General features: G+C 42.1%; 16 protein-coding genes. 3 read left to right on the top strand and 13 right to left on the bottom strand.

The annotated features are described in order from the left end of the window. Positions 1-327 precede the first annotated feature (327 nt). The 13 genes from H5993_RS03425 to H5993_RS03365 all read right to left on the bottom strand — a co-directional run bounded on the left by H5993_RS03425 (position 328) and on the right by H5993_RS03365 (position 11840). Positions 328-1848, bottom strand: coding sequence for a gluconokinase (locus H5993_RS03425; RefSeq protein ID WP_204776233.1), 1521 nt, complete (start codon positions 1846-1848; stop codon positions 328-330). Positions 1849-1971: 123 nt separating this feature from the next. After that, positions 1972-2676 carry a 50S ribosomal protein L1 gene (rplA, locus tag H5993_RS03420; protein ID WP_180870527.1) on the bottom strand — a complete coding sequence of 235 codons (705 nt, stop codon included), beginning with the start codon at positions 2674-2676 and terminating at the stop codon, positions 1972-1974. A gap of 91 nt (positions 2677-2767) precedes the next feature. Continuing rightward, positions 2768-3193 (bottom strand): 50S ribosomal protein L11, encoded by a 426-nt coding sequence (gene rplK, locus H5993_RS03415; RefSeq protein WP_180870529.1) that lies wholly within the window; start codon positions 3191-3193, stop codon positions 2768-2770. Positions 3194-3316: 123 nt separating this feature from the next. Then, entirely contained in the window at positions 3317-3865 is a 549-nt protein-coding gene (gene nusG, locus H5993_RS03410; protein ID WP_180870530.1) for a transcription termination/antitermination protein NusG, read from the bottom strand. 122 nt (positions 3866-3987) lie between these two features. Next, positions 3988-4167: a preprotein translocase subunit SecE gene (gene secE, locus H5993_RS03405; RefSeq protein WP_204776232.1), complete on the bottom strand. Its 180-nt coding sequence runs from the start codon at positions 4165-4167 to the stop codon at positions 3988-3990. Between the two features lie 12 nt (positions 4168-4179). Then, positions 4180-4332, bottom strand: a complete 153-nt coding sequence (gene rpmG, locus H5993_RS03400) for a 50S ribosomal protein L33 (RefSeq protein ID WP_180870534.1) — start codon at positions 4330-4332, stop codon at positions 4180-4182. A 69-nt stretch (positions 4333-4401) separates the two neighbouring features. Beyond that, positions 4402-4983: a sigma-70 family RNA polymerase sigma factor gene (locus H5993_RS03395; protein ID WP_204776231.1), complete on the bottom strand. Its 582-nt coding sequence runs from the start codon at positions 4981-4983 to the stop codon at positions 4402-4404. Positions 4984-5369: 386 nt separating this feature from the next. Beyond that, a complete protein-coding gene (rlmB, locus tag H5993_RS03390) occupies positions 5370-6122 on the bottom strand; it encodes a 23S rRNA (guanosine(2251)-2'-O)-methyltransferase RlmB (protein ID WP_204776230.1) in 753 nt (250 codons plus the stop codon). Beyond that, positions 6112-6522, bottom strand: coding sequence for a Mini-ribonuclease 3 (locus H5993_RS03385; protein WP_204776229.1), 411 nt, complete (start codon positions 6520-6522; stop codon positions 6112-6114). The genes rlmB and H5993_RS03385 overlap by 11 nt, the downstream gene beginning before the upstream one ends. Before the next feature lies 1 nt (position 6523). Further along, the gene (gene cysS / locus H5993_RS03380) at positions 6524-7930 is read right to left on the bottom strand and encodes a cysteine--tRNA ligase (protein WP_204776228.1); all 1407 of its coding nucleotides are present in this window, start codon (positions 7928-7930) and stop codon (positions 6524-6526) included. 744 nt (positions 7931-8674) lie between these two features. Next, a complete protein-coding gene (locus H5993_RS03375) occupies positions 8675-9781 on the bottom strand; it encodes a PIN/TRAM domain-containing protein (RefSeq protein WP_204776227.1) in 1107 nt (368 codons plus the stop codon). Positions 9782-9798: 17 nt separating this feature from the next. Continuing rightward, the gene (radA, locus tag H5993_RS03370) at positions 9799-11175 is read right to left on the bottom strand and encodes a DNA repair protein RadA (protein ID WP_204776226.1); all 1377 of its coding nucleotides are present in this window, start codon (positions 11173-11175) and stop codon (positions 9799-9801) included. Between the two features lie 125 nt (positions 11176-11300). Further along, complete coding sequence (locus H5993_RS03365) at positions 11301-11840, bottom strand: dCTP deaminase/dUTPase family protein (RefSeq protein ID WP_204776236.1); 540 nt, start codon at positions 11838-11840, stop codon at positions 11301-11303. Between the two features lie 267 nt (positions 11841-12107). On the opposite strand from H5993_RS03365, the gene H5993_RS03360 reads away from it, so the two are divergent. The 3 genes from H5993_RS03360 (at position 12108) to H5993_RS03350 (ending at position 14000) form a co-directional block, all read left to right on the top strand. Continuing rightward, entirely contained in the window at positions 12108-12401 is a 294-nt protein-coding gene (locus H5993_RS03360; protein ID WP_204776225.1) for a GNAT family N-acetyltransferase, read from the top strand. A 15-nt stretch (positions 12402-12416) separates the two neighbouring features. Continuing rightward, a complete protein-coding gene (gene rpiA, locus H5993_RS03355) occupies positions 12417-13097 on the top strand; it encodes a ribose-5-phosphate isomerase RpiA (RefSeq protein ID WP_204776224.1) in 681 nt (226 codons plus the stop codon). A gap of 288 nt (positions 13098-13385) precedes the next feature. After that, positions 13386-14000 (top strand): sugar O-acetyltransferase, encoded by a 615-nt coding sequence (locus tag H5993_RS03350; RefSeq protein ID WP_204776223.1) that lies wholly within the window; start codon positions 13386-13388, stop codon positions 13998-14000. Positions 14001-14019: the final 19 nt, after the last annotated feature.

The following is a 14019-nucleotide window of genomic DNA, read 5'->3' as shown; positions in this document are numbered from 1 at the left end:
TCATTTCCTATACTCGAACTCGTAGTCCCACAACCTGAAAATCAAAATATCAAAGCAAAGATAGCGGAGGTCATTTTGTGATACGGACTCGCAGTCCCTGAGGCTATGGACGACCTTAGCTCTATCTTTAGGGTAATAAAAAAGTCCAGGATGGTAAAATTCATCCTGAACTAATCTTAGGTTGTTTGTCATCTCCGAATGTTACTCAGTAACTAAGGTCAAAAAGCACGGCCTTAGCGGATAAGTGCGAACGAAAGGTCGATTCTAATGAATCAACCTTCGTCCTTCTTATCCCAACCAGGCCGTCAAGGAGCTTTTTTCCCAACCTCATTTCTCTTGTAATTGGGAAATCGCTTCGTAGGCTGGGGTTAAAAGATGTTCAACTTGGTTGAAAAGCGGCTGGTACTTTTGATAAGTATAGGCCGCCATGTCATCTGGATCATAAACCTCAGGCTGACTAAGCATCCCCTTTACTTCAGCGTAATCATCAATCCGCCCTAGGCTCTTGAGGGCAATTGTTGCTGCCCCAAGGCAACAGCCACCATGGGCCATTGCTACCCCAACTGGAAAGCCAATTACATCAGCTAACATTTGGCGCCATACTTCGGAATCAGTAAAGCCACCAGATGCCATAATTTTTTCTGGATCACCAACTAGATCGCGAACAACTTCAAAGACACTACCGACATTCATGGTAATCCCTTCCATCACTGAACGTAGCATATCCGCCCGAGTATGCAGTAAGTTCAAGCCGAAGAATGAGCCTCGAGCATTAGCATCCCAGATTGGCGCCCGTTCTCCCCCCAAGAAAGGATGGAAAATTAAACCGTGCGAACCAGCTGGAACACCTTCGATAATTTGATTTGCTAATTGAAATGGCGTCTTTTTTTCATTTGTAACCGCTTTAGCGTCAACTAAGTGATTAACCGCCCATTGATAAACATCACCACCATTATTTAATGGTCCCCCAACAACCCAGTGTTCATTATCCAAAGTGTAACAAAAAAGGCGTTGATGTGGATCGATAACTGGTGAATCCGTGATGACGCGGACAGCGGCTGAAGTCCCAATTGCAATCGCTGCTGTGGAAGCATCAACCGCCCCCATTCCAATATTTGAGGAGGCCCCTCCGAAAGCACCGTATACAAATGGCGTCTGTACCGGAACGTGTAATTCTTTTTGAGCCCTCGTCGTCAGGCCAATTGCTTGGGTAGTACTCTCAACAATTTCCGGTAGTTGACTCGTACTTATTCCTGTCATTTCTAGAGCCTGACGATCCCAAGTCCGGGTATTAATATTCCACATTCCCGAACAAGAAGCTACCGAAATATCAATCTTGAATTCGCCAAAAAAATGGTGAAACAGATATGACTTAATATCAGCAACATAGGTGGTAGCTTTCAACCGTTCTGGTTGGTCTTCTTTCAACCAGAGTAATTTTGTAAATGGTGACATTGGATGAATTGGCGTCCCAGTATCCATGTAAAGCTCCCGGGCAATCAGATTTCGTTTTACCCGACTCGCTACCAACCGAGCTCGCGTATCTGCCCAGGTTAAGATCCGACTGATTGGTTGAAAATTTTCATCCAAAAGTAGTAAACTTTGATTTTCACTTGAAAAAGCGATGGCTAGCAAATCACAATTATTTCGTTGTACTTCTTGATAGGCTTGATTAATAACCTTTTCGACCGCTGCTAAAACCTCAGCGGGCTCTTGTTCAGCCATTCCTTTTGCATCCCGATACAAAGGATACGTTTCGCGAAAACCTTTCTTTGGTTGCAATTTGCTGTCGTACAAAATTCCTTTTGTCCGGACGGTTCCTACATCGATTCCCAACAGATATTCCATTTACTTTTCCTCTTTCTATCACAGGTCATGATAACGATATCTTCTACCATTAGCATTTTACCTGCTATGTAAAAAAAAGACCAGGCGAATGCCCAGTCTTTTAACTTTCAGCGTTTACTTTGATTACCGTGCTGACGAGAAGTCAGTTAAGTCCAAGGTAACACTTGGGCCAAAAGTTGAAGCAATTGAAGCATGCTTGATGTAAGTCCCACGCACAGCAGCTGGCCGTGACTTAATAATGATGTCTTCAATCGTCTTTAAGTTTTCAACTAACTTGTCAGCATCAAAGGAAACTTTACCGAATGGAACAGCAACGTTTCCATCCCGGTCAGTCCGGTAAGTAACCTTACCAGCCTTTGATTCAGAAACGGCCTTAGCTACGTCCATCGTAACCGTACCAGTCTTAGGGTTTGGCATTAAGCCTTTAGGCCCTAAGACCCGACCCAAACGACCAACTTGTGGCATCATGTCTGGGGTAGCGATTGCAACGTCAAAGTCAAGCCAACCGTCTTGGATCTTTTCAACTAAGTCTTGGTCACCAACAAAGTCCGCACCGGCTTCTTGAGCAGCCTTAGCGTTTTCACCCTTGGCAAATACGATAACCGTTTGGTCCTTACCAGTTCCGTTAGGCAGAACTACGGCACCCCGTAATTGTTGGTCCGCTTGCTTAGTGTCAACGTTTAAGTTAAATGCAACTTCAACCGTTGCGTCGAAGTTTGCAAAATCAATATCTTTTACTAATTTAACTGCGTCAGTTAAGGCGTATTGCTTCTTAGCTTCAACCTTCTTCAACGCGTCTTGGTACTTCTTACCACGAGTTTTAGCCATCTTGATGTATCCTCCTTGCAAATGTGGTCTAGCGGAAGTCTCCTCCCACGGGGACAACTTTTTTTTCAAAAAGTGCCCGGTCTGCTAGAGCCTAGTCTTCAACAGTGAAGCCCATGCTCCGGGCAGTACCTTCGATCATGCGCATAGCTGCTTCTACGTCAGCGGCGTTTAGATCTTGCATCTTAGTTTCGGCGATTTCCTTAACTTGTGCCTTGGTTACAGAAGCAACCTTCTTCGTGTTAGGTTCACCGGAACCGTGTTCAACACCAGCGGCCTTCTTCAGCAAGACAGCAGCAGGTGGCGTCTTGGTGATAAATTCGAAGGAACGGTCTTCGTAAACCGTGATCACAACTGGAATTAACATTCCTTTTTGATCAGCAGTCCGGGCGTTGAATTCCTTCGTGAAGCCCATAATGTTAATCCCTGCTTGCCCAAGGGCAGGACCTACCGGTGGAGCAGGTGTTGCTGCACCAGCAGGAATTTGTAACTTGACAATGTTTGCTACTTTCTTTGCCACGAGACAAAACCTCCTTAGTCCGTGTTGTGGTAATGATGGGGGATAAGAATTTGCCCCTCCCACAGTATGTTGATAGCATACCTTATAAAACTACCACATCTATTCTAGAAATACAACTTAAATTTATTCAACCGCTGCAATTTGGTCAAAACCAAGTTCAACCGTAGTTTGCCGACCAAGCATTTCGATCTCAGCCTTCAACTTCATGTGTTCATGGTCAACTTCAGTTACAACCCCACTTAAGTTAGCAAATGAACCAGCAATAACCTTAACGTGGTCACCAACTGCAACATTAATATCAGTCCGTTCAGGAGCTTCGTCATCCATCCAACTCAAAATCCGATTAACTTCTTCTGGTTGTAATGGTGTCGGCTTTGACCCACCACCGTGAGAACCAAGAAATCCGGTTACTCCTGGCGTATTCCGGGCAATGTACCAGGCCCGGTCAGTCATTACCATTTCAACTAAAACGTAACCTGGGAAAACCTTTTCTTCAATATCCTTACTTTTCCCATCCTTAACTTGGTGAACCGTTTCTTCCGGCACAATTACCCGGAAAATGTAGTCTTCCATTCCCATTGATTGGGCCCGAGATTCCAAGTTACTTTTAACCCGGTTTTCGTATCCAGAGTACGTGTGCAAAACGTACCAACGTTTTTCTTGTGATTCCACGATTTTCTCCTTATTTTCGTTTAGAAGTCTTGATATTTAAGCAAAATAAAAAAGCCCGCCCTAAGACGGAAACTTCCTAGAAAGACATTATACCAGACCTTGTAGACTTTGACCAATCAAATCTAACCTACAAAAGCCAAAAGTCCCATTTGGATCAACCAATCAAAGAGGGCGAAAAACAGAACAAAGAAGATCGTAATTGAAAGAACGACCGCTGTATCACGCCGATTTTCTTTTGCAGTTGGCCAAACAATGCGATGCATTTCTTTAACGACATTCTTGGAAAACTGAATTAAGTGCATAGCTACCTCCCCTTAACGTGTCTGCCGGTGAACAGTTACTTTTTGACAATGTTTACAAAACTTTTTTAGTTCTAAGCGTTGTTCACGCTGATTAGTACTAACATTGACTGAATAATTACGTGAACCGCAGACTGAGCATTCTAATCCAACTTTATGGTTAGCCATAACGGCCACCTCCATTCAGAATTACTCTAGCATAATTGCATAGGAAGAACAAGAATGTCTCTTACTTCTTTAATCCCGCTCTTGGTCAAGAATCTGCAAAAACTTTCGTTCAACCCGCCAAATTGCCGAGTAAACTGAGCGTGGATCTTTCTGGAGTTCGGCTGCTACTTCTTCAAGTGACATTCCATTACAAATCTTTAAGAAACAAAGTAACTCAAATTTCGAACACTCAGTGGTTAATTTATTTAGTGCAATGCGGAATCGTACTACTTTATCACTTGCAACCCGCTCATCTTCAATTTGATCAGCCATCGGCATTTGGTCCAAAGAAAAGGTTTTTGTATTCACCATTCGCTTCTGGGTTTGCTGACTCCGGTAAAGATCATTTAATCGATTTAAAAGCATCTTTCGGTAGTAAGTTGCAAAAGCACCCGCTATTTCATCGTAAGTCTTCAAACACTTAAACAAAGTAATTCCTGCTTCTTGATGCCAATCTTCATAACTAATTGTCAAGCCAGTGTATTTCCGTCGGAGTTTATGAACCATTGGCAGGTACCGGCGAAAAAGCATTTCAAAACTGGCATCGTCATGATGGTTCCGAACCATGTAAATTAACTTTTGCTCGGAAATTTTCTTTTCTGGTTTTTTCATTAGTCTTATCAATCTCTCCCCTTTTGAGCATTTTACCGTTTAAAACTTGATTGTTAAACTAATTCAAATAACTGCTTAATTTTAAAATAGCAAGCTAGTAGCAATTCACTATTATAATCAAATTACAGTAATTAATTTATCATTAACAATTCAAATACTTATCAGCAAAAATAAGTTATCATTTTTAACTATCTTTTTCAACAACGTTTTTTACAATTAATTAGATAATAAGCAATATAAATTTAGGAGTAAAACTATTTTTTATGCTGAATATACAAAAAAAGGGCACACCAATTAGTTAGTGTGTCCACAGAACGTTTTTAAACTTTTGAATAATTTCTCAGTGCAGAAATTAGTTACCGCCAAAAGTAAATTGAAAAAATTTTTTAATTAACCAGTGGGTGACGAGAATTAAATCCTTGATAAATGAGCAGACTAGCGGCAACACTTGCATTCAAGCTTTGAACATGGCCAATCATCGGGATCGTCAGCATCTCATCGCAAGTTTTTTTTAGTAAACTAGAAATCCCTTTACCTTCGTTTCCAATCACTAAGGCAACCGGTCCCTTAGCATCCCAGTGTCGGTAATCAGTTCCTTGCATATCAGTCCCAAACAACCATAATCCCCGGGCTTGTAATTCTTTGGCGGTTTGGACCAAGTTGGTTACCCGAGCAACCGGAACGTGTTCGATCGCCCCGGTTGAAGTTTTAGCCACCACACTCGTTAAGCCGACTGAACGACGTCTTGGGATAATAATACCGTGGACACCCGCCGCATCTGCAGTCCGTAAAATTGAACCTAAATTGTGCGGATCAGCCAATTCATCCAAGATTAAAAAGAATGGTGCTTCATCTCGTTCAGTCGCCCGGGCAAACAAATCGTCAATTGTTGCGTATTTATAAGCCGCGACAGCTAGTGCAACCCCTTGGTGATTTTCGTTATTTGTCATTTGATCGAGCTTAGTCTTGGGAACCATTGAAATCACGAGTCGCCGCTCCCGCGCTAACTTAATAACTGAAGCAATTGCATCCGAACGTAAATCTTTTTGAATAAAGACTTTATTAATTTCTTGATCTGATTTTAAGGCCGCTACAGCTGGATGGCGCCCAATAATAAATTCCGGTTGTTTACTTGGCACGGCTTAAATCCCCCTTTTCGACATGCATAATGCACCACTGCACGATTTCATTCAAACGTTCCCTTTTTCCTGCCAATTGAAGATAGCCAATTAAGGCTTCAAAGCCAGTTGACATCCGGTAAGTCAGGACATTCGTATTTTTGGCATGCGTGTAACTATTAGCATTCCGCCCCCGCTTGAAGTAACCCCATTCTTCCATATTTAAAAGGTCTTCCTCTTGCATCTTTTCAATTAGAGCTGCTTGTGCCTTGGCCGAAACATAATTAGTCGCCACGTGCTGGAGTCGGTTTGGCTTAGCCATCCCCTTCGCTAGTAAGTGCTCACGAATAAACACCTCATAAACAGCATCTCCTAAGTACGCTAGAGCAATCCCATTTAGTTGTCGATAATCTACTGCCATTTTATTCCTTTCTGTACCGTGTGCCTTGTGGGGTATCTTCCAGGATAATCCCCTGAGCCTTTAAATCATCCCGAATCTTATCACTTAAGGCAAAATTTTTGGCTTTCCGTGCTTGATTACGTTGTTCAATTAACACTTCGATTTCTGTATCGTTAATTTTTTCCGTTTGTAATTTAACACCAAAAACTGTTGTTAATTGGATTAACAAATTTTTTAAAGTATCAATCGCTTCTTGCTTTACTGTTTTAGCTTGAGCATATAAGTTAGCATACTTCGCAAGATCATAAACCACTGTAATCCCGTTTTGAACGTTAATATCATCATCCATCGCCGTAACAAATTGGGCTTTGAACTTAGTAGCTTGGTCTGAGACAGCGGGATCACTCCCTGCCTCTGCATCTTCTTGCCGGTAACTCAAATTCGTAAAAGTGTTTTGCAAATGCTTTAAGTTACTGGCCGCATCTTGAAGTTGTTCGTCACTATATTGGATTGGCCGCCGATATTGCGTGGTTGCCATAAAGAAACGTAGCACTTGTCCATCAACCGTTTTTAGCAAATCATGCACCGTTATAAAATTATGCAAGGACTTACTCATCTTTTCATTTTCTTTTCCAATGGTAACGAAACCATTGTGCATCCAATAGTGAACAAATGGTTGACCAGTTACTGGTTCAATTTGAGCAATTTCATTTTCATGGTGTGGAAAGGTTAAATCTTGCCCACCAGCATGAATATCAATCGTATTCGCCAAGTATTTGGTTGACATTACGGAACATTCAATATGCCAACCTGGCCGCCCCGGTCCCCATGGTGACTCCCAATTAATTTCGCCTGGCTTAGCAGCCTTCCAAAGGGCAAAATCAAGCGGATCTTCTTTTTTATCAACTTCATCTTGGCTAACGTGCTCACTCGCCCCAACTTCGAGGTCATTTAAGGATTGACCAGAAAGAGCCCCATAACGTTTAAATTTCCGCGCCCGATAATAAACATCACCATCAGCTTCGTAAGCATATCCCTTTTCAATCAACGTTTGAACTACTTGAATAATTTCCGCAATGTTTTCCGTTGCCCGGGGATGCATCGTAGCATCTTCAACGTTAAGTGCTTTTGTATCTTCCATAAAAGCTTGAATATACTTGTCAGCTAATTCAGGAACGGTAATCCCCTGTTCATTGGCGGCCTTAATCATCTTATCATCGACGTCAGTAAAATTAGAAACATAGTTAACCTGATAGCCTTTAAATTCTAAATACCGCCGAACAGTATCAAAAGCAACGACACTCCGCGCATTCCCGATATGGATGTAATTATAAACAGTTGGTCCACAAACATACATATTTACTACTCCGGGGGTAATTGGCTTAAAGGCTTCTTTTTGCCGCGTTAAGGTGTTGTATATTTTTAGCATCGTCCTATTTCCTTTCACCAAGATCAGTATCTCAATCTTACCACAAGTTGGCTTGGCTTCTGCATGGTAAATTATTTTGCCGCTCTTACTGGTAACTTTAGGCTTTCATCATATTTTCTTCACACTCGACTGTTACTATAAGAACCGTGGTAAGGAGATGTCTTATCACGATTAACCGAAACCTATTATTTTTCAATTACTCCTCCCAAATAGTAACCGAAAAATAGATTAATTACGAAATCTCCCCTAAGATATTCGTAGTACTCCTTGAGGCTGGCTGTGCCAGCCTCTTTTTGATTAGAAAAGGAAAAGGCTGGGAAGAAACTCATGTTTCTCCCCAGCCTTTGTCATCTCCGAATGTTACTCAGTAACTAAGGTCAAAGCAGTAGCTGAATGGCAGTTGCTTCCCTGACGGTCGCACCAACCGATTCAGCCTTGCATGGGCTCACAAACGCCAAACCAGTTGGCTGGTTCGCTCCAAATCACGGCCTTAGCGGATAAGTGCGAACGAAAGGTCGATTCTAACGAATCAACCTTCGCCCTTCTTATCCCGACCAGGCCGTCAAGGAGCTTTTTTCCCAACCTCTCTCTTGCATCTCCGAATGTTACTCAGCAACCACGGTCAAAGCAATAGCTGAATGGCAGTTGCTTCCCTGACGGTCGTACCAACCGATTCAGCCTTGCATGGGCTTGCAAACGCCAAGCAAGTTGATTAGTTCGGCCAAGAATGTCTCGCAATATCAACTAATCTGTCTTATCTTCAATTCCTTGATGTGGTGGTCGGGCAAAGATCATTCGTCCAGCATCTGTTTGGAGAGCGCTTGTTACCTCAACAATCAATTCTTGGTTCATAAAGTAACGACCATCTTCAACAACAACCATGGTCCCATCATCAAGATAAGCAACCCCTTGTTGGCGCTCTGTTCCCTTTTTGACCACTTTAACTCGGAGCTTTTCTCCAGGGACTACCCGTGGTCGTAATGATTTAGCTAAGTTGTTAATGTTTAAAACTTGAACGTTTTGGAACTGGATCACCTTATTTAGATTCCAATCATTTGTTACGATTACCCCATCAACTTTTTTAGCAAGGGCAATTAACTTGCTATCAACTTCCGGAATATCCTCAAAATCACCATCATACATTTCAACTGGGACTATTTTTTCTTCCCGTAACTTATTTAGAATATCTAATCCGCGCCGGCCCCGGACCCGCTTAATACTTTCACCTGAGTCAGCAATGTATTGTAACTCGTATAAAACAAAGTTCGGAACCAATAAAGTTCCTTCAAGAAAGCCAGTTTTTACTAAGTCATAGATCCGACCATCAATCAAAATATTCGTATCCAAAATTTTGTAATGATGGTAATTATCGTCTTGGCGATTAATGATTGCCCCATCTTTGGCCTTGTCGCGCCGGCTAAACAAAAGTTTACGCCACTCATCAAGTCGGGTTGTCCCCAAGACAAACCCAAAGTAAGAAAAAGTAACCATTAAAATAATTGGTAAAACATTGTTTAACACGGGAACCCGTAATCGCCAGAGTGGAATAGAAATCAGCGAAGCTAATACCAACCCTAGAATAGTGGTAATTGCCCCCATAATTAGATATAAGGGACTCTTTTTCGCTAATGTTGTTTCAACTTGGTGGACAATCCGTAAAATCCAACCCATCAATGCAAGTGATAATAACCAAAAAATAATTGCTCCAAGTAAAATGTCAACAATGACAGGTAAGATAACCAAAGAAGGCTTAATCCCTAACGTCGCCCACATTGGTGGTAAGTAGTAATATCCAATCGCCATCCCCACCAAAATAAAGAGTAGCCGGATAAAATTTGTTCTTTTTTTCATTTCAATCCTCCTTTCTCTTATCTACCCAAGGCTAACTTCAGAGTTTCACTAATGGTAGTCACCCCGATTACCTCAATATTATCCGGGGTTTTCCAACCTTGTAAATTATTTTTCGGGACAAAAATCCGTTTAAACCCGAGCTTAGCGGCCTCGGCAACCCGTTGTTCAATCCGGTTAACCCGCCGAACTTCCCCAGTTAAACCTAGTTCGCCAACAAAGGCGTCCGTTGGTTGAGTTCCGCGATCACGATAAGAAGAAGCAATCGCAACGGCAATCGCCAAATCAATCGCTGGTTCATCGAGTTTGACACCTCCTGCTGCCTTTAAGTAGGCATCTTGGTTTTGAAGTAAGAGATTTGCTCGTTTTTCGAGTACCGCCATAATCAAAGAAACCCGGTTCCGATTTAAGCCCGTCGCCGTACGTTGCGCATTTCCAAAAACGGTCGGGGTAATCAGAGCCTGAATTTCAACCAAAATTGGCCGCGTGCCTTCAAGGGAAACCACCACCGCTGATCCAGTGGCATCTTGTAACCGTTCCTCCAAGAAGATCTCCGATGGATTAGCAACCTCTTTTAAACCATCATTATCCATTTCAAAAATGCCGAGTTCATTGGTGGAACCAAACCGATTTTTAACAGCCCGCAAAATCCGGTAAGTATGATGGAGGTCCCCTTCAAAATACAGTACTGTATCTACCATGTGTTCCAAAATTTTAGGCCCAGCAAGGACCCCACCCTTGGTAACATGACCAACAACAAATACCGTAATATTTTTTCCCTTTGCAATCTGCATTAATTGCGCCGTTACCGCCCGAATTTGCGAAACACTCCCGATTGCTGAAGTAACATCGGTAGCCTGCATTGTTTGCACCGAGTCGATCACTACATATTCAGGATTTAAGTTATCAATTGTTGCCCGAATACTATCCATATTTGTTTCTGGATAAATGTAGAAATTATCCCCTGCTACTTCAAGGCGTTGAGCCCGCATTTTAATCTGGGAAGCACTTTCTTCTCCCGATACATAGAGAACAGAACGACCTTCCGTACTTAATTGACCGGAAACTTGTAGCAGTAAAGTTGACTTTCCAATTCCTGGATCCCCACCAATTAACACTAAGGACCCAGGGACAATTCCGCTCCCTAGAACCCGGTTTAATTCGTTTAGTTTTGTTTTTACCCGAGGTGTTTTTCGAGTATCAATTTCGTTGATTTTCTGTGGCTTAGCAACAATGCCGGTTAAAGTCGTTGTTGGTTGAACTTTATTTACCAATTGACCTTGTTCCACTTCTTCAACCAGAGTATTCCATTTTCCACAATTTGGGCATCGCCCCAAAAAACGGGGCGAGGAGTACCCACAGTTCTGACAAACATAATGGGTTCGTGCTTTTGCCATTTAATTCCTCCCTTTTAAAATCTTCGTTTAGAGACAGGATAGCACTCTAGCTAAGCCCTTAACCTTGAGTCCGACTTGGCCGGTTTTTCCTAATCATCGCGTAACCCCTGGAAAAACCTTTTATGTTACTTCGTCGAACCAAAGCCACCGGTCCGGTCAACTTGAGGAGCAATTTCATCATCTGCCACTAAATATGGAACGAAAATCCCTTGGGCAATCCGTTCTCCCTTTTTAATGTGATAATCTTTAAGGCCAAAGTTGATTAATTGGACAAAAATTTCACCTTCATTTTTAGCATTGTTATAGTAATCAGCGTCAATGATTCCCACGCCATTTGGCAAGACTAAGCGTCGTTTCAAAGGACCACTAGACCGATTAAAAAGCATTAACACTTCATTTGGTTGCATATAAGCCTTAATCCCCGTGGGAACTAGGTAGGGCTTTAATGGTTTATCGGCCACCGTAAATTCGTCCTCAGTCAAAGTTTGCTTATGCAATAAGATCTTTAAACCGGTTAAGAAATGGTGCTTCCAAATTGAAGGCAATTCAAAGTCTTCGCTTGCTTCAAAATCATACCCCGCTGCCTGCTTGGTTTGGCGTTGTGGTAAATTTATGTCTTGGTTAGCCTTGTGACTAACTACCTCAAATCCGCGTTGTTTCACGATTTTTACTCTTCCCTTCACGCTAAGAATAAACCCGTATTTTAAACTTCTGATTTTTAGAATACTTTTTTTATTTTACCATAACCAAGTAAGCAAGCACTAACAAACCGTTCAATGACAACGAAATTTTAACTATCGTTGCGCGAAGGTAAAATTAGCTTTAAACTAATGATAGCGATTACAAATCGTTGATCGTTGCTTGACAATTGAGCATGAACCTTAGAAAATATTAACAAGTAGTAAAACGTTTTTCCATTAGGGGGTTGAGCCATGCAAATTACGACAGAAAAAGAGAAATTAATTGCCACCGAAACGGATGGCACCTTAATTGGGCAAATTGATTACCCAATGGTTGATGAGGATGCCAACCGAGTTGTCTTAGAACGAGTCTTTGTAAACCCAGATTATCGGGGGCAAGGGATTGCTGGTAAATTGATGGCAGCCTTCGTTGAATATGCTGATCAAGCCGGATTAACCGTTAAATTAATGTGCCCATACGCCAAAATGAGTTTTAAAAAACATCCGGAATATCAGCATCTTTTACTACCAGAAGATCGTTTCTAAGGAAGGAAAATCAGAATGGATCAAAATGAATTAAAGGCCCTTGTGGGTCAAGAAGCTGTTAAGTACATCCAAGATGGGATGATTGTAGGTCTCGGAACTGGCTCAACGGTTCGTTATATGGTTGATGCTTTAGGTAAACGAGTTCAAGAAGAAGGTTTAAAGATTGTTGGAGTAACCACTTCTAACCGGACAACCGCTCAAGCTGAAGGCCTCGGAATTACGATTAAGGACCTTAATGATGTTGATCACATCGACCTTTGCATTGATGGAGCCGATGAAATTGATACTGACTTCAACGGAATCAAAGGCGGCGGTGGTGCCCTTCTTTGGGAAAAAATCGTCAATAATGCTTCCACTAAGCGGATGTGGATCGTTGATGAATCAAAGATGGTGCCCCGGATTGGTAACTTCGGGGTTCCGGTTGAAGTAATCCCGTTCGGAGCTCAACATGTCTTTAATTATTTTGAAAAGCAAGGTTATCATCCTGAATGGCGAATGACGGATGGTGAAAAGTACCGAACTGATGAACACAATTTGATTATTGACCTCAAAGTTGGCGAAATTGCAGATCCAAAAGCACTAGCTGAAGATTTAATTCACACGGTTGGCGTAGTTGAACATGGATTGTTCTTAAACCGGGTTGACACGGTAATCGTGGGTCGCCAAAATGGTCCTGAAGTTTTACAAGTAAAGTAATTTAGCGGTTGGGAAGAAAGTCTGACGTATGAGGTTGGGAAAAAAGCTCCTTGACGGCCTGGTTGGGATAAGAAGGACGAAGGTTGATTCATTAGAATCGGCCTTTCGTTCGCACTTATCCGCTAAGGCCGTGCTTTTTGACCTTAGTTACTGAGTAACATTCGGAGATGACAAGAGGGTGGGAAGAAACTTGAGTTTCTTCCCACCCTCATTTATTTATCAAATTTCTTTTCTTATGGAAGCGTTTCCTTTATGATAATAAAAGAGAATTTTGAGGAGGAAAACATAATGGAAGCAAACACTCGCCAAATGCTTGAAGGCAAGCCCTATACCCCAGATACGGAAGAACTTTACCGCTACTCTCGTGAGGGGCACCGCTTAAGCCAGGATTATAACAAAACCTATGATACCGAAACTAAACAACGGCAAGCGATTTTAGATCAATTAATCCCAAATCATGGGAAGAACATTTACCTTCAAGGTCCGATTCAATTTGATTATGGTCGGTTCACTACCATTGGTGATAACTTCTACGCTAACTTCAACTTTACCGTTTTAGATACTTGTCCTGTCACAATTGGCAATAACGTAATGATTGGCCCAAACGTTAGTCTTTTAACCGCTCTTCATCCCCTTGTCGCCGAACAACGTATCCTTCGCCAACAGCCAAATGGCCGCTTAGGTGACTATGAATACGGCGCAGCAATCACAATTGGTGATAATTGCTGGTTAGCAGGTAACGTGACGGTCCTTCCAGGAGTAACCATTGGTGCCGGAAGCGTGATTGGTGCTGGAACAATCGTTACCAAATCTGTTCCTGAAAATTCTCTAGTGGTTGGTAACCCAGGGCGGGTTATCCGCACAATCACCGAAAAGGATCGGCTCATAAACTTTCCATATTAAGTTTCACCGCTTATAATAA

The organism is Limosilactobacillus alvi (genome assembly GCF_016900115.1).
Taxonomy (GTDB): domain Bacteria; phylum Bacillota; class Bacilli; order Lactobacillales; family Lactobacillaceae; genus Limosilactobacillus; species Limosilactobacillus alvi.
Note: the sequence above shows the minus strand (reverse complement) of the source record. Positions and strands in the feature narration are given on the sequence as shown.

What these genes read in the sequence shown, in the direction of transcription:
- H5993_RS03425 (WP_204776233.1), bottom strand. Translation starts at nt 1,848, where the DNA reads ATGGAATATCTGTTGGGAATCGATGTAGGAACCGTCCGGACAAAAGGA.
- rplA (WP_180870527.1), bottom strand. Translation starts at nt 2,676, where the DNA reads ATGGCTAAAACTCGTGGTAAGAAGTACCAAGACGCGTTGAAGAAGGTT.
- secE (WP_204776232.1), bottom strand. Translation starts at nt 4,167, where the DNA reads ATGCACTTAATTCAGTTTTCCAAGAATGTCGTTAAAGAAATGCATCGC.
- rpmG (WP_180870534.1), bottom strand. Translation starts at nt 4,332, where the DNA reads ATGGCTAACCATAAAGTTGGATTAGAATGCTCAGTCTGCGGTTCACGT.
- H5993_RS03395 (WP_204776231.1), bottom strand. Translation starts at nt 4,983, where the DNA reads ATGAAAAAACCAGAAAAGAAAATTTCCGAGCAAAAGTTAATTTACATG.
- H5993_RS03385 (WP_204776229.1), bottom strand. Translation starts at nt 6,522, where the DNA reads ATGGCAGTAGATTATCGACAACTAAATGGGATTGCTCTAGCGTACTTA.
- cysS (WP_204776228.1), bottom strand. Translation starts at nt 7,930, where the DNA reads ATGCTAAAAATATACAACACCTTAACGCGGCAAAAAGAAGCCTTTAAG.
- H5993_RS03375 (WP_204776227.1), bottom strand. Translation starts at nt 9,781, where the DNA reads ATGAAAAAAAGAACAAATTTTATCCGGCTACTCTTTATTTTGGTGGGG.
- radA (WP_204776226.1), bottom strand. Translation starts at nt 11,175, where the DNA reads ATGGCAAAAGCACGAACCCATTATGTTTGTCAGAACTGTGGGTACTCC.
- H5993_RS03360 (WP_204776225.1), top strand. Translation starts at nt 12,108, where the DNA reads ATGCAAATTACGACAGAAAAAGAGAAATTAATTGCCACCGAAACGGAT.
- rpiA (WP_204776224.1), top strand. Translation starts at nt 12,417, where the DNA reads ATGGATCAAAATGAATTAAAGGCCCTTGTGGGTCAAGAAGCTGTTAAG.
- H5993_RS03350 (WP_204776223.1), top strand. Translation starts at nt 13,386, where the DNA reads ATGGAAGCAAACACTCGCCAAATGCTTGAAGGCAAGCCCTATACCCCA.